Below are 19,982 nucleotides of genomic sequence, written 5' to 3'. Positions count from 1 at the left end.
TTATTGATTCATTATGTCGGTAGCAAACACCGAATATCCAACATATTAAATCAGACATTCTGTTGCTGAAAGTGATATATTCACAACAAAGTATTGCAAGAAATGCAACACATTAGACAACGATATGAATATCAGAATATTAGAACTTTTTGTCCATCTCTGTGACAGTAAAAATTTCAGTAAAACCGCAGCGGCAATGCACATCAGTCCATCCGCGTTGAGTCGCCAGATTCAAAAGTTCGAGGATGAAATCGGGCAACACCTCTTTATTCGGGACAATCGCCGGGTAGAAGTCACGCCAACCGGCCTTCAACTCCTGCCGGTTGCCATGAAAATTATCAGTGAGTGGCAGCAGTTTCAAGCACAGCTGCATGAAAGCAACCAAACCCTGAAAGGTGAAATTCGTCTGTTTTGTTCGGTAACTGCCAGCTATAGCCACCTTCCCGAATTACTCGCTGATTTTCGCTCTCAACACCCGTTTATTGAATTTAAGCTATTAACAGGCGACCCCGCTCAGGCAATCGACAAAGTTCTGAACAATGAAGCTGATCTCGCCATCTCGGCGTTGCCGGAGCAACTGCCTAACCGCATTGTATTTGAATCGATCAGTGAGATACCGCTGTCAGTCATTGCCCCTGTCGGTGTCAGCAGCTTCGAGCAGGCTCTTTGTGCCGACCCGATTGATTGGTCAATGATTCCATTTATCATCCCTGAATCAGGGACGGCAAGAGAAAGAGCCAATACTTGGTTTACGGAAATGAAAATTAAGCCGAACATCTATGCTCAGAGTGCCGGACATGAAGCAATTGTGAGTATGGTTGCGCTCGGATACGGGATAGGCATTGCACCGGATGTCGTCATCAATAACAGTCCGGCCCGAGAAAAAGTGCAACGCTTACCGGAGAGTCAACTCATACAACCGTTTCAACTGGGTGTCTGTTGCCGTCAGTCCCAGTTAGAACAACCACTGGTAAAAGCCTTATGGCAAGTAGTCACCGCGAAAAGAAGTATTGTAACTTAATGCCGTCAACACCATCTTTAACACAAAGCTTGAGAGCATTGTTGATTTCATAAAAAAAGTATCCACCGGCATAGCCGGTGGTTTTTCATATGCGCCTATAAGGCTCTCCTACTGGCAGCGCCCTAGCAGGCGCGTAGTGATCTGACATTTGCATATGACTAGTCCCTGCGGCCCGTAAACGGGCTACCTGAATACGGAATCGACAATTGCTCTCCCATTTTATCCTGCTCTAGTTGGTGCTTGATGTAATTTTGTATCTTGCTCGTATTCTTACCTACCGTATCTACATAATAACCTCGGCACCAAAATTCTCGATTTCTATATTTAAACTTCAAATCCCCGAATCGTTCATAAAGCATTAGGCTACTTTTACCTTTCAAATACCCCATAAACCCTGAAACACTCATTTTGGGCGGTATTTCTAAAAGCATGTGGATATGATCCGCGCAACATTCCGCTTCAAGAATGTTCACATTTTTCCATTCACATAGTTTCCTCAATATTTCACCTATTGCTCTACGTTTTTCTCCGTAGAACACTTGCCTTCTATATTTCGGTGCAAAGACTATGTGGTATTTACAGTTCCAGCGCGTGTGCGCTAAGCTCTTTTCGTCCCCCATTGGGACCCCCTTTCAATTCTTAATTAACTCTTGTAGTTGCCAGACCACAAGACGTTTTTATCAAATTGAAAGGGGTTATATAACTGACTTATAGCTGTAAGCTTTACGGAACCCCCAGCCTAGCTGGGGGTTTTCTCTATACAAAAAATGCCTGAGTACAACAGCTCAGGCATTGGCATATATCGTTTCAAGATCATTCAAATGGATTGATCACACTTTAAATTTACCAACCAAATCGAACATTTTCTCTGAGACCGCCCGAAATGATTCTGCACTATCAATCGGATCTTGAGCGTCTTCGGTCAGCTGATTCGCAGTGCCATTAATCTGCTGCGTCTTGAGTCTAATATCCTCACAAACACAAGACTGTTCCTCAGTGCTGTCGCAATCTGGATTGAAGCACCTTTTATCTGATCAATCGAACTGGCTAACATGATCAAACTTTCGCTATAAGCATGGGTCATAACGGCTTTACCATTCGCAGCCATTGCAGCCTTATACCAATCGCACTAATTTTATGATCTAATGTCAACTTCAATAGGAGCTGATATGATGACCTCTGACTTCCCAAAACTTATTCGTGAAACATCTGATGCTAGGATGCGTACGAGACTTCTTGCTATATCTCATTTCGTGGATGGAAAAAGCCGCACTCAGATCGCCAAATATTTAAAAGTCAGTCGTACCAGTGTCAATAACTGGGTGGTGACTTATTTGAAGAACGGTGTTGAAGGCTTAGTAGAAAAGCAGCATACAGGCCGTCCTCCACGACTGACTGAAGACCAGCTATCTCAGTTAAAGCTGTACATAACTTCCAATGCGATTAAGCCTGAAGGTGGAAGACTACAGGGAACAGATATTATTGAATTCATACATGAGGAATTTGGCCTATCGTACAGCTTATCAGGTATCTATAAAATATTGAGAAAGCTTGATTTAGTTTGGATAACAACGCGTTCAAAGCACCCAAAGCAATCTGTAGAAGCGCAAGAAGCTTTTAAAAAAATTCCAAATCGAAACGATCCTTAAGATCCCAGGACATGTGGCTTTAAAAGATGTTCAAATCTGGTTTCAAGATGAAGCCAGATTTGGCCAGCGCAACACAACCACCCGAATATGGGCAGAAAAAGGGACTCGCCCCAGAGCGGTACAACAACAGCAATTTGAGTATGCGTACCTCTTTGGAGCGGTGTGCGTTAATACCGGAGAAACTGAAGCTATTGTTGTGCCGATGAGCAACATGGAAGCAATGAAAGAGCAACTCAGGCTCATTTCTCAATCAACACCCACGGACAAACATGCTGTCGTCATCATGGATCAAGCCAGTTGGCATCAAAGTTATCTTGCCGATTCATTCAAGAACGTGACTATCATTCATATACCGTCCTATTCACCGGAACTGAATCCAATAGAGCAGGTATGGAGTTGGTTACGTCAGAACGAAATAGCCAATAGGTGTTTTGAATGTTATGACGATATTGTCGACAAGCTGTGTAGTGCTTGGAATCGTTTTTGTGCAGACAAAAGCAGGGTCATTTCACTCTGCTTTAGAGATTGGACCATGTTGACCAATTAATTAGTGCGATTGGTATTATACCATGGGCGAGTGCGGGGATCTGTCCACTTCCCCTTTAATGGCACACTGTCTGGTGCTGAAGAACAGCCAGCAATGAGTAGAAAAATAGAATATAGAACAATATTGATGCAGATTTTCTTCGACATAAATAGACAACAAAGAAAGTATGTGTAATGGCGTCAAATAACATACTCGATTGATCACACTATGTCACGGTTACTCTTTCCGCAAGCAACAACAGCGCCAGATCAATCTCATTTTTATAAGGATGAATATATAACGAAGAACGACTGATGGTGTTTTGAATATTCTGATATGCAGAATAGTTGAATAGATGGGTGAATATATCGAGTTTTCAATTTTGACTGGAAAAGTAGGGCAAGTTTAGCAGATATAGATAGGTGATTTTTTGACATAAAAAAAAAGCTGTTGATGAACAACAGCTTTTCAAAAGTGGCGGAGAGATAGGGATTTGAACCCTAGGTACGCTATTAACGTACGCCGGTTTTCAAGACCGGTGCTTTCAACCACTCAGCCATCTCTCCACAAATTGTTACCTAAATAAAGTCTTACTATCAAAAACTGCTTTATTTAGACGTTTGTCGCTGTGCGCTGAGGATTTTGAAGTGAGACGCGCAGTGTGCAAGTGCACATGAGCATCGCAGCTATCAAAAGCATCAAGCTTCCGTAGACAAACGATAAATTAAAGCCTGGCGATGTCCTACTCTCACATGGGGAGACCCCACACTACCATCGGCGCTGTTTCGTTTCACGACTGAGTTCGGCATGGAGTCAGGTGGGTCCAAAACGCTATCGTCGCCAAGCAAATTCTTTCAATTCGAAAAGCTGATTCTCTCTACACAATCAAGTCTCTTACTGAGCCCTAAAACCCCTTCGGTGTTGTATGGTTAAGTCTCACGGGCAATTAGTACAGGTTAGCTCAACGCCTCACAGCGCTTACACACCCTGCCTATCAACGTTCTAGTCTCGAACAACCCTTCAGGACGCTTTAAGCGCCAGGGAGAACTCATCTCAAGGCTCGCTTCCCGCTTAGATGCTTTCAGCGGTTATCGATTCCGAACTTAGCTACCGGGCAATGCGATTGGCATCACAACCCGAACACCAGAGGTTCGTCCACTCCGGTCCTCTCGTACTAGGAGCAGCCCCTTTCAATTCTCCAACGCCCACGGCAGATAGGGACCGAACTGTCTCACGACGTTCTAAACCCAGCTCGCGTACCACTTTAAATGGCGAACAGCCATACCCTTGGGACCGACTTCAGCCCCAGGATGTGATGAGCCGACATCGAGGTGCCAAACACCGCCGTCGATATGAACTCTTGGGCGGTATCAGCCTGTTATCCCCGGAGTACCTTTTATCCGTTGAGCGATGGCCCTTCCATTCAGAACCACCGGATCACTATGACCTGCTTTCGCACCTGCTCGAGCCGTCACTCTCGCAGTTAAGCGGGCTTATGCCATTGCACTAACCTCACGATGTCCAACCGTGATTAGCCCACCTTCGTGCTCCTCCGTTACTCTTTGGGAGGAGACCGCCCCAGTCAAACTACCCACCAGGCACTGTCCTCACCCCAGATAATGGGGCCAAGTTAGAACATCAAACATACAAGGGTGGTATTTCAAGGTCGGCTCCACAATCACTAGCGTGACTGCTTCAAAGCCTCCCACCTATCCTACACATGTAGGCTCAATGTTCAGTGCCAAGCTGTAGTAAAGGTTCACGGGGTCTTTCCGTCTAGCCGCGGGTACACTGCATCTTCACAGCGATTTCAATTTCACTGAGTCTCGGGTGGAGACAGCGTGGCCATCATTACGCCATTCGTGCAGGTCGGAACTTACCCGACAAGGAATTTCGCTACCTTAGGACCGTTATAGTTACGGCCGCCGTTTACCGGGGCTTCGATCAAGAGCTTCGACCGTAGTCTAACCCCATCAATTAACCTTCCGGCACCGGGCAGGCGTCACACCGTATACGTCATCTTACGATTTTGCACAGTGCTGTGTTTTTAATAAACAGTTGCAGCCACCTGGTATCTGCGACTCTCATCAGCTCCATCCGCAAGGGACTTCACCGTCAAGAGCGTACCTTCTCCCGAAGTTACGGTACCATTTTGCCTAGTTCCTTCACCCGAGTTCTCTCAAGCGCCTTGGTATTCTCTACCCGACCACCTGTGTCGGTTTGGGGTACGATTTCTTGTGAACTGAAGCTTAGAGGCTTTTCCCGGAAGCATGGCATCAATGACTTCACATCCGTAGATGCTCGACATCGTGTCTCAGCCTATTGTAGAGCCGGATTTGCCTAACTCTACAGCCTACGCACTTGAACCTGGACGACCGTCGCCAGGCCCACCTAGCCTTCTCCGTCCCCCCATCGCATTCACAACAAGTACGGGAATATTAACCCGTTTCCCATCGACTACGCTTTTCAGCCTCGCCTTAGGGGTCGACTTACCCTGCCCCGATTAACGTTGGACAGGAACCCTTGGTCTTCCGGCGGGGAGGTTTTTCACCCCCCTTGTCGTTACTCATGTCAGCATTCGCACTTCTGATACCTCCAGCATGCTTTACAACACACCTTCAACGGCTTACAGAACGCTCCCCTACCCAATGCGATAAATCGCATTGCCGCAGCTTCGGTTTACAGCTTAGCCCCGTTACATCTTCCGCGCAGGCCGACTCGACTAGTGAGCTATTACGCTTTCTTTAAATGATGGCTGCTTCTAAGCCAACATCCTAGCTGTCTGAGCCTTCCCACATCGTTTCCCACTTAGCTGTAATTTGGGACCTTAGCTGGCGGTCTGGGTTGTTTCCCTCTCCACGACGGACGTTAGCACCCGCCGTGTGTCTCCCGGATAGTACTTACTGGTATTCGGAGTTTGCAAAGGGTTGGTAAGTCGGGATGACCCCCTAGCCTTAACAGTGCTCTACCCCCAGTAGTATTCGTCCGAGGCGCTACCTAAATAGCTTTCGGGGAGAACCAGCTATCTCCGAGTTTGATTGGCCTTTCACCCCTAGCCACAAGTCATCCGCTAATTTTTCAACATTAGTCGGTTCGGTCCTCCAGTTGATGTTACTCAACCTTCAACCTGCCCATGGCTAGATCACTCGGTTTCGGGTCTATATCCAGAGACTAAACGCGCAGTTAACACTCGCTTTCGCTACGGCTCCCCTAATCGGTTAACCTTGCCACTGAATATAAGTCGCTGACCCATTATACAAAAGGTACGCAGTCACACCACGAAGGTGCTCCTACTGCTTGTACGTACACGGTTTCAGGTTCTATTTCACTCCCCTCACAGGGGTTCTTTTCGCCTTTCCCTCACGGTACTGGTTCACTATCGGTCAGTCAGGAGTATTTAGCCTTGGAGGATGGTCCCCCCATCTTCAGACAGGATATCACGTGTCCCGCCTTACTCGTTTTCACTCAAACAACGCCGTCGGTTACGGGGCTATCACCCTCTATCGCGTGCCTTTCCAGACACTTCACCTAACGCTGTAAAAGCTTAAGGGCTACTCCGATTTCGCTCGCCGCTACTGTCGGAATCTCGGTTGATTTCTTTTCCTCGGGGTACTTAGATGTTTCAGTTCTCCCGGTTCGCCTCATCAGGCTATGTATTCACCTGATGATACATGCTGCTGCATGTGGGTTTCCCCATTCGGAAATCGTAGATTCAAGTGGCTCTTACTGCCTCATCTACGCTTATCGCAAGTTAGTACGTCCTTCATCGCCTCTGACTGCCAAGGCATCCACCGTGTACGCTTAGTCACTTAACCATACAACCCGAAGAAGTTTCGAGCTGCATATCAGTAACCTAGGTGTCTCTCATTATTTTACATGAGCGAGAGACTGGTTTTGCCGGACTCAATTGAATAGACACAAATTGTGTCATTCCAAGAACACTTGATTGTGTTGGTCTTTCTCTTTCGAGAAAGAATTGAGAACTTTTACAAATAATCGTCTGTTTCCAAAGAAACACACATTATTTTGTCAGCTTTCCAAATTGTTAAAGAGCAAGTTTACTTTTAAATCAGTAAACCATTTTTAAACATACTGTTTAAATACATTTAAAAATGGTATCCCGTAGGGGAGTCGAACCCCTGTTACCGCCGTGAAAGGGCGGTGTCCTAGGCCTCTAGACGAACGGGACAATGCACTCTACATAAACCAAATCAATCTGTGTGGACACTCATCCAAAATATCTTTTCGTAAGGAGGTGATCCAGCGCCAGGTTCCCCTAGCGCTACCTTGTTACGACTTCACCCCAGTCATGAACCACAAAGTGGCAAGCGTCCTCCCGAAGGTTAAACTACCTGCTTCTTTTGCAGCCCACTCCCATGGTGTGACGGGCGGTGTGTACAAGGCCCGGGAACGTATTCACCGTGGCATTCTGATCCACGATTACTAGCGATTCCGACTTCATGGAGTCGAGTTGCAGACTCCAATCCGGACTACGACGTACTTTTTGGGATTCGCTCACTTTCGCAAGTTGGCTGCCCTCTGTATACGCCATTGTAGCACGTGTGTAGCCCTACTCGTAAGGGCCATGATGACTTGACGTCGTCCCCACCTTCCTCCGGTTTATCACCGGCAGTCTCCCTGAAGTTCCCACCCGAAGTGCTGGCAATCAAGGATAAGGGTTGCGCTCGTTGCGGGACTTAACCCAACATTTCACAACACGAGCTGACGACAGCCATGCAGCACCTGTCTCTCAGTTCCCGAAGGCACAAGACTGTCTCCAGTCTCTTCTGAGGATGTCAAGAGTAGGTAAGGTTCTTCGCGTTGCATCGAATTAAACCACATGCTCCACCGCTTGTGCGGGCCCCCGTCAATTCATTTGAGTTTTAATCTTGCGACCGTACTCCCCAGGCGGTCTACTTAACGCGTTAGCTCCGAAAGCCACGGCTCAAGGCCACAACCTCCAAGTAGACATCGTTTACGGCGTGGACTACCAGGGTATCTAATCCTGTTTGCTCCCCACGCTTTCGCATCTGAGTGTCAGTATCTGTCCAGGGGGCCGCCTTCGCCACCGGTATTCCTTCAGATCTCTACGCATTTCACCGCTACACCTGAAATTCTACCCCCCTCTACAGTACTCTAGCCTCCCAGTTTCAAATGCAACTCCGGGGTTAAGCCCCGGGCTTTCACATCTGACTTAAAAAACCACCTGCATGCGCTTTACGCCCAGTAATTCCGATTAACGCTCGCACCCTCCGTATTACCGCGGCTGCTGGCACGGAGTTAGCCGGTGCTTCTTCTGCAGCTAACGTCAAAATATAACTCTATTAAAGCTACATCCTTCCTCACTGCTGAAAGTACTTTACAACCCGAAGGCCTTCTTCATACACGCGGCATGGCTGCATCAGGCTTGCGCCCATTGTGCAATATTCCCCACTGCTGCCTCCCGTAGGAGTCTGGACCGTGTCTCAGTTCCAGTGTGGCTGATCATCCTCTCAGACCAGCTAGAGATCGTCGCCTTGGTGAGCCCTTACCTCACCAACTAGCTAATCCCACCTGGGCATATCCCGACGCGAGAGGCCCGAAGGTCCCCCTCTTTGGTCCGTAGACATTATGCGGTATTAGCCATCGTTTCCAATGGTTATCCCCCACATCAGGGCAATTTCCCAGGCTTTACTCACCCGTCCGCCGCTCGTCAGCAAAGAAGCAAGCTTCTTTCTGTTACCGCTCGACTTGCATGTGTTAGGCCTGCCGCCAGCGTTCAATCTGAGCCATGATCAAACTCTTCAATTAAAGTTTTTGTGACACCGAAGTGTCGGCTCAATGAATACTGCTTTTCGTCTCCGCTTTTAAAAAAGCGAAAGCAAAAAGTCACATTACATACGTAATGCTGAATTGACTGTGCTCTTGTCAGATTACAGTAAACTGCTTTCCAACTTGATATTGGTCACTCGGTTCATTGATAAAATCTTATTGGATATTTATCGACGAGTGCCCACACAGATTGATTGGTCTATATTGTTAAAGAGCGATTCTTCAAAACGTTCTCCGTTCGAAGAGGCGGCCATTCTAGCGAGATAAATCTTGGTGTCAAACACTTTTTTCAGATTTATTTTTCGGTGAAGACCGGACTGACACAGATGGGGATTTCTCACCGCTATCCCGTGTCAGCGAGGGGCATTATAGGCATCGCCTTTCGATTGGCAAGCCCTTTTTGATAAGTTTTCCTATGTTTCTAATCAACCGGGTGTTTTTTAGGCAGAAAGTCTATTTTTACTCCAAACAGAAAAGCCATTATCCTTATTCGACATCACGAAAAACAAAAAACTAACATTTTGAGGAGAGCATCATGAGTTCAATTCGGCGCTATAAAGGGATTGCCCCAGAACTTGGTCGACGTGTTTATGTGGATTGTACGGCTGTATTAGTCGGTGATATCCGAATCGGGGATGATTCGAGTATCTGGCCTTTGGTGGCAGCCCGAGGCGATGTTAACCATATCCATATCGGGAAAAGAAGTAATATTCAGGATGGTTCGGTTCTTCACGTCACTCACAAAAATGCCGCGAACCCGAATGGTTACCCACTGATTATTGGCGATGATGTCACTGTAGGTCATAAAGCAATGCTACATGGTTGTACGATTCAGGACAGAGTTCTGGTTGGCATGGGCAGCATTATTCTTGATGGGGTGACTGTAGAGAGTGAAGTTGTGATTGGTGCAGGTAGTTTGGTCCCACCCAACAAAACATTACAAAGCGGCTACCTTTATATGGGCAATCCTGTCAAACAGGCTCGCCCACTCACGGATGAAGAGCGAGCCTTCTTAGTTAAATCTGCAGAGAACTATGTTCAGAATAAAGATGACTTTCTTCATCAAGTAGAAGATATCGGCTAATTAGAGACGGTCAGTTCGATTTGCCCGAGCGCATTGTATGCTTCATCCTCAATCAGCTGCTCGGCCAATTCTTCGCAATCGAAACGATATTGAGAGAAAATACTGACAGCTTCTTCTTCATTCGTTATCTGCTGGTTGGCAATTTGTTCCAGAACAGTAACGGCAACAGTACACTCAATTAACGCGCCCTGACATTGAGCAGGGAAACGGATTTGCTGCATTGCTTGATCCCAAGACTGCACATCGGGAAAAAGAATCGACTGATTCATAGGCTGCCTTCCAAATTGCGTCTCAGCTCTCTTAATATCTGCCGAGTGCCGGGGCGAATGCCACGCCATAGCATGAAGCTTTCCGCCGCTTGCCCAACTAACATCCCCAAGCCATCATAGGCATGAGCACAACCATTCTCCACGGCCCAGTGATTAAAAACCGTGAGCCCTTTGCCATACATCATGTCATAAGCAACACTTCTTTCTGCAAAGATATCACTGGAAATATCCGGCAGCGCTCCGGACAGACTTGCTGACGTCGAATTAATCACCACATCAAATGCCGTATGGATCTCTGACATCGGTTGAGCCGAGACTGGTACGGATGTTAACGAGTCTTGATTTTGACGGTTATGTTCTTGGAAAAAAGTAGCAAGATCTTGTGCTTTGGTGAAAGTCCGGTTGGTAATCACAATCGAGTCGGGAGATTGTGCTAATAAAGGATGAATCACGCCTCTTGCTGCACCACCCGCACCAATTAACAAAATTTTCGCTCCCTTCAAGGGCACCTGATACTGCAATAAATCCTGAACTAGACCAGCACCATCGGTATTGTCCCCGAGAATGCCGCCATCATCGAGTTTCTTTAATGTATTGACCGCACCAGCAATTTTGGCGCGCTCGGTCAACAGATCGGCAAACGCGTATGCTTCCTCTTTAAAGGGAACAGTCACATTACATCCCTTTCCCCCTCGAGAGAAAAACGCATCTACTGCTGTTTTAAAACCATCTATCGGCGCCAACTCAGCCGTATAGACCATGTCTTGGTTGGTCTGTCGAGCAAACAATGTCTGTATAAAAGGAGATTTGCTGTGACCGATTGGATTGCCGAATACTGCATACTGATCCTGATAAGCCATATCCTTGCCTTCACTCAAAGAAAATAGAAAAGAATCTTTTGACCCTATCACTCCCGACGAACACTGTCACCAATCTCTTGGCGTCAAATATTCCGTCAGACACGCTTCTGCACTGTCGGGCTGAGGTTGATAACCGTACTCCCAACGAACCAGTGGCGGCATAGACATCAGAATCGACTCGGTTCGACCACCCGATTGCAGACCAAACAATGTGCCCCGATCAAACACCAGATTAAATTCCACATATCGCCCTCGTCGGTACAGCTGGAACTGACGTTCATGCTCAGTAAACTGACAGTCTTTGCGCCGCTCAACAATGGGCAGATAAGCGCGAGTGTATCCCTCACCGACCGCTCGGATATAAGCAAAGCAGGTGTCGAAATCCCACTGATTCAGATCATCAAAGAAAAGTCCGCCAACACCGCGGGTTTCTTCTCGATGCGGTAAGAAAAAGTACCGATCACACCAATCCTTATGTTGTAGATAAACCTCTGAACCAAACGGCTGACAAATCTCTTTCGCCACTTGGTGCCAATGATGGCAATCTTCGTCAAACGGATAGAATGGGGTTAAGTCAAACCCGCCACCAAACCACCAAACGGGTGATTCACCGTCCTTTTCTGCAATGAAGAAGCGAACATTCATATGTGAAGTGGGAACGTAAGGATTATTGGGATGCATGACCAAAGAAACGCCCATTGCTTCGAATCGACGTCCTTTTAACTCCGGTCGATGTGCCGTTGCAGACGCAGGCATTTCATGACCGGTGACATGGGAAAAATTAACCCCACCCTGTTCAAATACCTGACCATTACACATCACACGACTACGTCCGCCGCCACCCAATCGGTCACCCGGTTCGCGGTGCCATTCATCTTGCTCAAATCGGGACATACCATCAGCGGCTTCAAGCTGCTGACAAATTGAATCCTGTAGTTGCAGTAAAAAAGTTTTAACGGCCTGTTTATCAATACCACTCATCGCGATTTCCCTTGTCTCTACCCTTGTCTTAATACTTCTAGCGTGCGTGCATCTCGAATCTCACTGGGTTTATCGCGCCCACCGGTTTGCCCGGCCAAAATAGCATGGAGACAGTGACCAAGTTGCTGCTGCACCGCTTCTGTCGTCATACAAGGCGGCTGGCCGGTTAAATTGGCACTGGTTGAAGTAATGGGCTTGCCATAAGCATCGCACAACTGCCGAACCTGCGGATGATCCGTGACCCGTACGGCAATCGTATCAAACAAACCACAGAGCCAAACCGAAACACGATCACTGGCCGGCATAACCCAGGTGACCGGTCCCGGCCAACTGGCTTGAACATGGGCCAATTGTTGTGCTGAAAGCTGACTTTCATCAATGTAAGGTTGTAACTGCGCATAACTGGATGCAATGAGAATCAACCCTTTTTCAACCGGACGGTTTTTGATTTCCAGTAACTTTTGAATCGCGTCAGGCTGGTCAGGATCACACCCAACGCCAAATACGCCTTCGGTCGGATAGGCAATCACATCACCTTGATGCAACGCATCAAGCACCTGCTCAAAATTATTCACAATACTTCTCATTATGCTCGAATGATGATGCCACTAGTGTACAAACGATCATGCCAGAAAACGAAATCAATTTTGTCCGAAAATACGTTATCGGGGGAACCTTCCGGACGCAAACGTTTTCCTTCGGCAAATTTCCCCGTATAATGCGCGCAAAATTGTCGCACGTTGACAGCATAAACATACTTGAGTATTGCAATAAACCTGAAGGAGTCTGAGATGAAAGTCGGAATTATAATGGGCTCGAAGTCCGATTGGCCAACGATGAAGCTCGCCGCAGAAATGTTAGAGCAATTCGGTGTAGAATATGAAACCAAGGTCGTTTCAGCACACCGTACACCTCAGTTACTGGCCGACTATGCAAGTCAAGCCAAAGCACGTGGTCTCAAAGTGATCATCGCCGGTGCTGGCGGCGCTGCTCATTTGCCGGGCATGGCCGCAGCTTTTACCAGTCTACCCGTGCTGGGTGTTCCGGTTCAATCCAAGGCGCTAAAAGGAATGGATTCGCTACTTTCTATCGTTCAGATGCCTAAAGGTATCGCGGTCGGCACCTTAGCAATTGGTGAAGCTGGTGCAGCGAACGCAGGTATTCTGGCAGCGCAAATCATTGGTGTTCACGATGAACAGGTCATGCAAAAAGTTGAAGCGTTTCGTCAATCGCAAACAGATACCGTTCTTGCCCATCCAGACCCAACCGAGGAATAACCAGTATGCACGTACTTGTCTTAGGCGCAGGCCAACTCGCGCGGATGATGTCACTTGCCGGAGCGCCCTTGAACATTCACATTAGCGCCTTCGATGTGGTCAGTGGGCAGATGATTCATCCGCTGACTCAGGAAGTACAAGGGCATGGTTTGGAAAATGCTATTCAGCAAGCGGATGTCATTACTGCCGAATTTGAACACATTCCACATGATGTTCTCCACCAGTGTGAACAGAGTGGGAAACTACTCCCCGGCGCGCAAGCCATCAAAACCGGTGGTGACCGTCGTCTCGAAAAAGCACTGCTTGATGAAGCCGGCGTCAAAAATGCCAAGTATTTTGTCATCAAAACCAGAGATGATTTTGACAGTGCGATTCGCCATGTCGGTATACCAATGGTTCTGAAGAGTGCTTTAGGCGGGTATGACGGAAAAGGTCAATGGCGACTAAAATCAACAACCGATGCCGATGCAATCTGGCCTGAAATGCAACAATGTATTGAAGCCAGTGACAATCAAGCGATTGTTGCTGAGGAATTTGTCCCCTTTGATCGCGAAGTATCACTGGTTGGAGCTCGTGGCAAAGATGGGCAATGGGTTGTTTACCCACTATCAGAAAATATCCACACCGATGGTGTACTGAGTCTATCAACATCCATTGATGCGCAAATGTTACAGCAACAGGGCAAAACCATGTTTGAAGCAGTTGCGAATACGCTCAATTACGTGGGTGTCCTTGCGCTGGAATTTTTTGATGTTCAGGGGCAGTTACTTGTCAACGAGATCGCGCCTCGGGTACACAACTCAGGACACTGGACTCAACAGGGCGCAGATACATGCCAGTTTGAGAATCATTTACGTGCAGTATGTGGTTTACCTCTGGGCAGTACAAAACTGATTCGCCCCACATGTATGGTGAATATTCTGGGCGAAGATACACTCCCCTCAGAGATTCTGGCAACGGAAGGATGTCATATCCACTGGTATGGTAAAGAAAAACGTTCAGGCAGAAAGATGGGACATATCAATGTCAGTGCAGATTACTATGCAGAGCTGGAGCGGATCATCTGTTCGCTGGCTGACATACTTCCGGCAGATGCATTTCCAGCAGTCCATCAATTCGCCAGCCAACATAAATAATCAGTGATATCATGCAGTCCATGGTTTGATACATTTTTCAAACCAGAGCTTAAATAACCGACTCATCAACCAAGGGTATCACTGCCCTTGGTAACTTATTTCATCATTCAGCTATTCAGTCTCTTGAACATGACCACACCGCCGGGCAGCACACATCAATGTCATACCGGATGCCGATTTTTTTTCAATCAACAGCGGGAAACCACATTCGCTACATTGCCCAATCACTGGCGGAGCATTGATCGCAAACTTACACTTCGGATACTGATCGCAAGCCCAGAAAGTCTTACCAAACCGGGATTTTCGTTCAACCAATTGACCGGTGTGACATTCCGGACAACACACCTCTCGGGGTTGTTCAGTCTTGGGCGGATCGGAAGATTCAATATGATGACATTGCGGGAAATGGCTACAGCCGATAAACATGCCATAACGGCCCTGCCTTAATACCAACTCATTGCCACACTCAGGGCAGGGCACACCTAAGGCTTTGATAATATGACCATCTTGCTGGTGACGCGGGCGAATATAATCACATGCAGGATAGGCAGAGCAGCCCCAGAATGGTCCGTGTTTACCATGACGCAACTGTAACGCACTACCACATTGGGGACATGACTCAACTTCATCCAAAGCATGTTCATGTGCAGAAAATAATTGCTGATCTATATGACGACTCATTGAATCTCTATCAGTGCAAAATGCCTTGCTCTTTGGTATACAACCATTCTTCCATCAGCGTATAGGCACTCTCATTACCCGGAACATTGAATAGCACCATCAGAATAATCCATTTCAAATCATCTAGTTCAAATTCATTGGTTTCTAGTCCCATCACTCGATCAATAACCATTTCTCGAGTTTCAGGGGTCAGCACTTTAATTTGTTCCAAGAACAAAAGGAATCCGCGGCATTCAACATCAAGTCGGGCAGTCTCTTTCTCGGTATAGACTCGCATTGCTGTTGCAGCACTGATCGATAACGGAGAATGCACATCACTTTGTTGTAGACATGCCAATTCTTCCAACCAGTTAAGGGCTTTGTAGATCTCTTTCTGATGAAAACCTGCACGCAGGAGCTCATCCTCTAACTCATCTTGATCAACTTGTAACTCAGCATCGCTATGGATGTAAGTTTCGAATAGATACATAAGAATATCCATCATCATAGCTAGCCCCTCCCCTTACGAATATAGCCACCAGCAACTGCAATCACGTGCCCGGATAATTCCAGCTCTAGTAGCTGTCTCATCACTTCATGAACTGGTATATGGGTTCGCGTTGCAAGAATATCAACTGGCGTCGCTTTTACCCCTACGTTAGCTAACACTTCAGCAAATGGCAATTCTTCGTCGTCAATTAATGGCGGAAAAAGCTCATTTTGCTGAATTTTCTCTTCTCGCTTCTCTTCTTTCTTTACCCAAGCAGATAACGTACCAACTTCAGAGAGTACCTGTTCAATATTCTGAACTAAGCAAGCGCCATCACGGATTAGTGCATTACTTCCCCGATAACCGTGCTGATGAATCGCGCCCGGGATCACAAAAACATCCCGATTTTGCTCAACAGCATATCTTGCGGTAATCAATGACCCACTCTTTTCCGCAGCTTCAATCACCAGCACTCCCAGAGATAACCCACTGATAATTCGGTTACGGCGAGGAAAGTTCATTGATTTCGGTGGTGTTGAAGGACAAAATTCTGACACCAGAACACCGGACTGTTGTTCAAGTATCCGCTCAGCCAGCCCACGATGCCGGGCCGGATAGATACGCTCTAAGCCCGCCCCTAAAACAGCAATGGTTTTACCGCCACCTTCGATTGCTCCCATATGAGCCTGACCATCAATCCCTAGCGCTAACCCACTGGTCACTGCTACTTGATGCTGAGCAAATCCATTCGCAAAATGCCACGCATCTTGCAATCCTTGCATACTGGCATGGCGGCTGCCGACAATGGCTATCTGTGGCACGGATAGCAGCGAAATCTCTCCCTGCACAAACAACAATGGTGGCGGAGACGGAATTTCTTTCAATAGTGCCGGATAATCCGGTGAAAAATAAGTCACGATATGACGATACTTGCCACGCACTTGCCATTCGAGGCAATCTTCGGCCACTTGATTCGCAGCTCCGGAGAGCAGATAAGAGACCTGCGCGGGCGAGAGTCCCAAAGCAAGCCACTCTTTTTCAGAATAATGGCTCAACGACTCAAGCGATGCTTTGCCGAGTAGCTTTAACAACGACTGCGTTCCCAGACGAGGTGTCAGGCAGAGTTTTATCCACATCAATAGTCGGTCGTGTTCTGTAACATGCGAGGCTGATTGGTACATCTCCGGAGATATCCTGATACTAAGTCGTAAATTGGTGAAACAATGGTTTAATCGACGGATAATTAATAATCACTTCGATTTATCACTCACAATGCTGTCAATTAGGTCTTAAAATGTCTAGAATTGGAGCATTGGACTTTTTATTGTTTCGGCACATTTCAACAATTTGAGTGTATATGTCTGTATTACAAGTATTAACTTTTCCTGATGAACGTTTAAGAACGGTTGCAAAACCCGTTCAAGAAGTCACACCTGAAATCCAGAAGTTCGTTGATGACATGATCGAAACCATGTACCAAGAAGATGGGATTGGCCTGGCAGCAACACAGGTTGATTTTCATCAGCGTATCGTGGTGATAGATGTCTCTGAAACCCGCGATCAGCCTCGTGTATTGATTAACCCTGAAATCCTCGAAAAACGGGGAGAAGATGGTATCGAAGAAGGATGTCTATCGGTTCCGGGATCAAGAGCACTGATTCCAAGAGCGGCAGAAGTGAAGGTTCGAGCACTCGACAGAGACGGAAAAGAATTTACCTTTGAAGCCGATGACCTTCTGGCTATCTGTGTACAACACGAGTTAGATCACCTTCAAGGGAAATTATTCGTCGATTATCTCTCTCCGCTAAAACGTAAACGGATTAAAGAGAAGCTGGAAAAAATCAAACGCGCGAACGAAAAAAATAAAAATGAAGCATAAGTGAGGTCACGGTGAGTCAGTCACTCAGAATTATTTTTGCCGGAACTCCGGATTTTGCCGCCCGTCATCTGGCGGCATTATTGTCTTCAGAGCATGAGGTCATTGCAGTTTACACCCAGCCCGACCGCCCCGCGGGACGTGGCAAGAAACTGACCGCCAGCCCAGTCAAAACCTTGGCGACAGCGCATCAGATTCCGGTTTATCAACCGGAAAATTTCAAATCAACAGAAAGCAAGCAACAACTGGCCGAACTCAATGCTGATTTGATGGTTGTTGTCGCCTATGGACTCTTACTTCCTCAAGCTATTCTGGATACCCCACAACTAGGGTGTATCAACGTGCATGGTTCGATTCTGCCTAAATGGCGTGGTGCAGCGCCTATCCAGCGTTCTATCTGGGCGGGCGATCAAGAGACTGGTGTTACAATCATGCAGATGGATGCGGGATTAGATACCGGCGACATGCTATCGATTGCCAAACTCCCCATCGAATCAACCGATACCAGTGCTTCAATGTACGAGAAACTTGCCCATTTAGGGCCACAAGCGCTCATTGAAACGCTCAATGCAGTAAGCACTAAGCAAATAACACCCGTTCGTCAGGATGACCAACTCGCGAGTTACGCGCAGAAGCTGAGTAAAGAAGAAGCCCGTATAGACTGGTCACAACCAGCCGATTTTATTGAACGCTGTATCCGGGCATTCAATCCTTGGCCTGTCAGTCATTTTTCCGTAACCGATCCCAAAGCAGAGTCATCCCCCGCCATTAAGGTCTGGCAGAGTCGTGTTGAACACGCATCGACTGACCAGCCAGCCGGAACCATCATTCGAGCGGATAAAACTGGCATTTATATTGCGACAGGAAAAGATGTTCTGGTTTTAGAACAACTGCAAGTTCCCGGCAAAAAAGCAATGCCTGTTCAGGATATTCTCAATGCCCGCGCCGAGTGGTTTGGGGTAGGAACTCAGCTCAATTAATACGATCGATAACCGATCGGTTATCTACTTTACTAAAGGTTCAGATTCATGATGAATGTTCGTGCTGCTGCCGCTTCAGTTGTTTTTCAAGTTGTTGACCAAGGTGCATCACTGTCCTCTGTATTACCAGAGGCCCAGAAAAAAATAAAACCCAGAGATCATGCGCTCCTTCAGGAGATCTGTTTCGGTGTACTTCGCTATCTTCCGCGTTTAGAAGCCGCTGCACATGAACTGATCAGTCAACCACTGACCGGAAAAAAACGAGTTTTTCATCATTTAATTCTGGTGGGCTTGTATCAAATTCAATTTATGCGCATCCCTGACCATGCTGCCGTCGGAGAGACCGTCAGCGCAACTCAGGATTTAAAAGGCTCACGCCTACGCGGTTTAGTGAACGCGATTCTGAGAAATTATCAGCGCAACAGTGCATCGATCGATCAACGCCTACAAGACAGCAAACATGATGCCGTTCAATACTGTCATCCTAAATGGTTATTGAAATCACTGCAGGAAAGCTATCCTGAGCAATGGCAGTCTATCGTCATAGCCAACAATCACAAAGCACCGATGTGGCTTCGGATCAACCATCAGCATCACACGACTGAAAGTTACTTGAAGCTACTGGAAGAACAAAACATTGATGTGAGTCTACATCCGGAAGCCAAAGACGCCATAAAATTGGCGACGCCTTGTGATGTCAAATTATTACCGGGGTTTGAGCAAGGCTGGGTATCCGTTCAGGATGCTGCGGCACAGTTATCGGTCCATTATTTAGCACCGCAGGCCAAAGAACTGATTCTTGACTGTTGTGCCGCACCCGGTGGTAAAACGGCACATATTCTGGAACAGATTCCCGATGCACAAGTGGTTGCCGTCGATTGTGATTCGTCAAGATTAAAGCGGGTGAATGAGAACCTTGAGCGACTCAATCTGGATGCCAAAATCATCTGCGGAGATGCCCGGCACCCTGAAGATTGGTGGCATGGGGAGATGTTTGACCGTATTTTACTGGATGCTCCCTGTTCGGCAACTGGTGTTATCCGGAGACATCCGGATATAAAATGGCTGCGTCGTGCCGATGACATTACCGCATTGGTCTCGCTGCAAAGTGAAATTCTGGATGCGATGTGGGCCCAGTTAAAACCCGGTGGAACCATGGTTTACGCCACTTGTTCGGTATTACCTCAAGAAAATAGTCAGCAGATAAAAACGTTTTTATCTCGAACATTAGATGCACAACTGATAAATTCAGAAATTGATAATCCGGGGCGACAAATTCTGCCGGGAGAAAATGATATGGATGGTTTCTATTACGCAGTGTTACGGAAAACCGTCTAGTGTGACTTGAAACATATATCTGAG

16 protein-coding genes, 2 tRNA genes and 3 rRNA genes are annotated in these 19,982 nt (G+C 47.0%); 8 read left to right on the top strand and 13 right to left on the bottom strand.

Annotated features, from left to right (window positions below):
* Positions 1 to 124: 124 nt before the first annotated feature.
* A complete protein-coding gene (gene ilvY, locus MKS89_RS00305; protein WP_072962898.1) occupies positions 125 to 1,021 on the top strand; it encodes an HTH-type transcriptional activator IlvY in 897 nt (298 codons plus the stop codon).
* Positions 1,022 to 1,179: 158 nt separating this feature from the next.
* On the opposite strand, the gene tnpA is transcribed toward ilvY, so the two are convergent.
* A complete protein-coding gene (tnpA, locus tag MKS89_RS00300; protein WP_252518336.1) occupies positions 1,180 to 1,641 on the bottom strand; it encodes an IS200/IS605 family transposase in 462 nt (153 codons plus the stop codon).
* A 549-nt stretch (positions 1,642 to 2,190) separates the two neighbouring features.
* Here tnpA and MKS89_RS00295 point away from each other — a divergent pair.
* Positions 2,191 to 3,217 (top strand): IS630 family transposase gene (locus tag MKS89_RS00295; protein ID WP_252518332.1). Its coding sequence is split into 2 segments (ribosomal slippage): positions 2,191 to 2,640 and positions 2,642 to 3,217, totalling 1,026 coding nucleotides; the frame shifts between segments, so codons are not numbered across the junction.
* Between the two features lie 454 nt (positions 3,218 to 3,671).
* On the opposite strand, the gene MKS89_RS00290 is transcribed toward MKS89_RS00295, so the two are convergent.
* From MKS89_RS00290 to MKS89_RS00270, 5 genes are all read right to left on the bottom strand, one after another.
* Positions 3,672 to 3,762: transfer RNA gene (locus tag MKS89_RS00290), tRNA-Ser, on the bottom strand.
* Positions 3,763 to 3,925: 163 nt separating this feature from the next.
* Positions 3,926 to 4,041: ribosomal RNA gene (rrf, locus tag MKS89_RS00285) — 5S ribosomal RNA — on the bottom strand.
* A gap of 80 nt (positions 4,042 to 4,121) precedes the next feature.
* Positions 4,122 to 7,011, bottom strand: a 23S ribosomal RNA gene (locus MKS89_RS00280).
* Positions 7,012 to 7,309: 298 nt separating this feature from the next.
* A tRNA-Glu gene (locus MKS89_RS00275) sits at positions 7,310 to 7,385 on the bottom strand.
* A gap of 59 nt (positions 7,386 to 7,444) precedes the next feature.
* Positions 7,445 to 8,986, bottom strand: a 16S ribosomal RNA gene (locus MKS89_RS00270).
* The 16S, 23S and 5S rRNA genes sit together here with 2 tRNA genes alongside, the layout of an rRNA operon.
* A gap of 556 nt (positions 8,987 to 9,542) precedes the next feature.
* On the opposite strand from MKS89_RS00270, the gene MKS89_RS00265 reads away from it, so the two are divergent.
* Positions 9,543 to 10,091: a gamma carbonic anhydrase family protein gene (locus tag MKS89_RS00265; protein ID WP_072963479.1), complete on the top strand. Its 549-nt coding sequence runs from the start codon at positions 9,543 to 9,545 to the stop codon at positions 10,089 to 10,091.
* Here the strand turns inward: MKS89_RS00265 and MKS89_RS00260 are convergent.
* From MKS89_RS00260 to tsaC, 4 genes are all read right to left on the bottom strand, one after another.
* Complete coding sequence (locus MKS89_RS00260) at positions 10,088 to 10,360, bottom strand: DUF1488 family protein (protein ID WP_072963477.1); 273 nt, start codon at positions 10,358 to 10,360, stop codon at positions 10,088 to 10,090. The genes MKS89_RS00265 and MKS89_RS00260 overlap by 4 nt on opposite strands.
* Positions 10,357 to 11,220, bottom strand: coding sequence for a shikimate dehydrogenase (aroE, locus tag MKS89_RS00255; RefSeq protein ID WP_072963474.1), 864 nt, complete (start codon positions 11,218 to 11,220; stop codon positions 10,357 to 10,359). Before aroE ends, MKS89_RS00260 begins: the two co-directional genes overlap by 4 nt.
* A gap of 66 nt (positions 11,221 to 11,286) precedes the next feature.
* On the bottom strand, positions 11,287 to 12,201 hold the full coding sequence (gene hemF, locus MKS89_RS00250; protein WP_072963471.1) for an oxygen-dependent coproporphyrinogen oxidase: 915 nt from the start codon (positions 12,199 to 12,201) through the stop codon (positions 11,287 to 11,289).
* Positions 12,202 to 12,218: 17 nt separating this feature from the next.
* Positions 12,219 to 12,776 (bottom strand): L-threonylcarbamoyladenylate synthase type 1 TsaC, encoded by a 558-nt coding sequence (gene tsaC, locus MKS89_RS00245; RefSeq protein ID WP_072963468.1) that lies wholly within the window; start codon positions 12,774 to 12,776, stop codon positions 12,219 to 12,221.
* A gap of 216 nt (positions 12,777 to 12,992) precedes the next feature.
* Between tsaC and purE the strand changes: the two genes are divergently transcribed.
* Positions 12,993 to 13,478, top strand: a complete 486-nt coding sequence (purE, locus tag MKS89_RS00240; protein ID WP_072963465.1) for a 5-(carboxyamino)imidazole ribonucleotide mutase — start codon at positions 12,993 to 12,995, stop codon at positions 13,476 to 13,478.
* 5 nt (positions 13,479 to 13,483) lie between these two features.
* Positions 13,484 to 14,614 carry a 5-(carboxyamino)imidazole ribonucleotide synthase gene (locus MKS89_RS00235; RefSeq protein ID WP_072963463.1) on the top strand — a complete coding sequence of 377 codons (1,131 nt, stop codon included), beginning with the start codon at positions 13,484 to 13,486 and terminating at the stop codon, positions 14,612 to 14,614.
* 111 nt (positions 14,615 to 14,725) lie between these two features.
* Here MKS89_RS00235 and MKS89_RS00230 read toward each other — a convergent pair whose 3' ends face one another.
* From MKS89_RS00230 to dprA, 3 genes are read right to left on the bottom strand one after another with little or no spacing between them, the layout of a single operon-like run.
* Positions 14,726 to 15,295, bottom strand: coding sequence for a DNA topoisomerase family protein (locus MKS89_RS00230; RefSeq protein WP_072963461.1), 570 nt, complete (start codon positions 15,293 to 15,295; stop codon positions 14,726 to 14,728).
* A gap of 10 nt (positions 15,296 to 15,305) precedes the next feature.
* Positions 15,306 to 15,779 (bottom strand): DUF494 family protein, encoded by a 474-nt coding sequence (locus MKS89_RS00225; RefSeq protein WP_205409204.1) that lies wholly within the window; start codon positions 15,777 to 15,779, stop codon positions 15,306 to 15,308.
* Positions 15,780 to 15,784: 5 nt separating this feature from the next.
* On the bottom strand, positions 15,785 to 16,945 hold the full coding sequence (gene dprA, locus MKS89_RS00220) for a DNA-processing protein DprA (RefSeq protein WP_370737062.1): 1,161 nt from the start codon (positions 16,943 to 16,945) through the stop codon (positions 15,785 to 15,787).
* A gap of 176 nt (positions 16,946 to 17,121) precedes the next feature.
* Here dprA and def point away from each other — a divergent pair, with 176 nt between their 5' ends.
* From def to rsmB, 3 genes are read left to right on the top strand one after another with little or no spacing between them, the layout of a single operon-like run.
* Entirely contained in the window at positions 17,122 to 17,643 is a 522-nt protein-coding gene (gene def / locus MKS89_RS00215; RefSeq protein WP_072963456.1) for a peptide deformylase, read from the top strand.
* 11 nt (positions 17,644 to 17,654) lie between these two features.
* Entirely contained in the window at positions 17,655 to 18,620 is a 966-nt protein-coding gene (gene fmt / locus MKS89_RS00210; protein ID WP_072963454.1) for a methionyl-tRNA formyltransferase, read from the top strand.
* Positions 18,621 to 18,671: 51 nt separating this feature from the next.
* Entirely contained in the window at positions 18,672 to 19,958 is a 1,287-nt protein-coding gene (gene rsmB / locus MKS89_RS00205; RefSeq protein ID WP_072963485.1) for a 16S rRNA (cytosine(967)-C(5))-methyltransferase RsmB, read from the top strand.
* Positions 19,959 to 19,982 lie beyond the last annotated feature (24 nt).

This window comes from Vibrio gazogenes (assembly GCF_023920225.1).
Classification (GTDB): Bacteria; Pseudomonadota; Gammaproteobacteria; order Enterobacterales; family Vibrionaceae; genus Vibrio; species Vibrio gazogenes.
The sequence above is the reverse complement of the archived record's forward strand: the minus strand, read 5'-3'. Positions and strand labels throughout refer to the sequence as shown.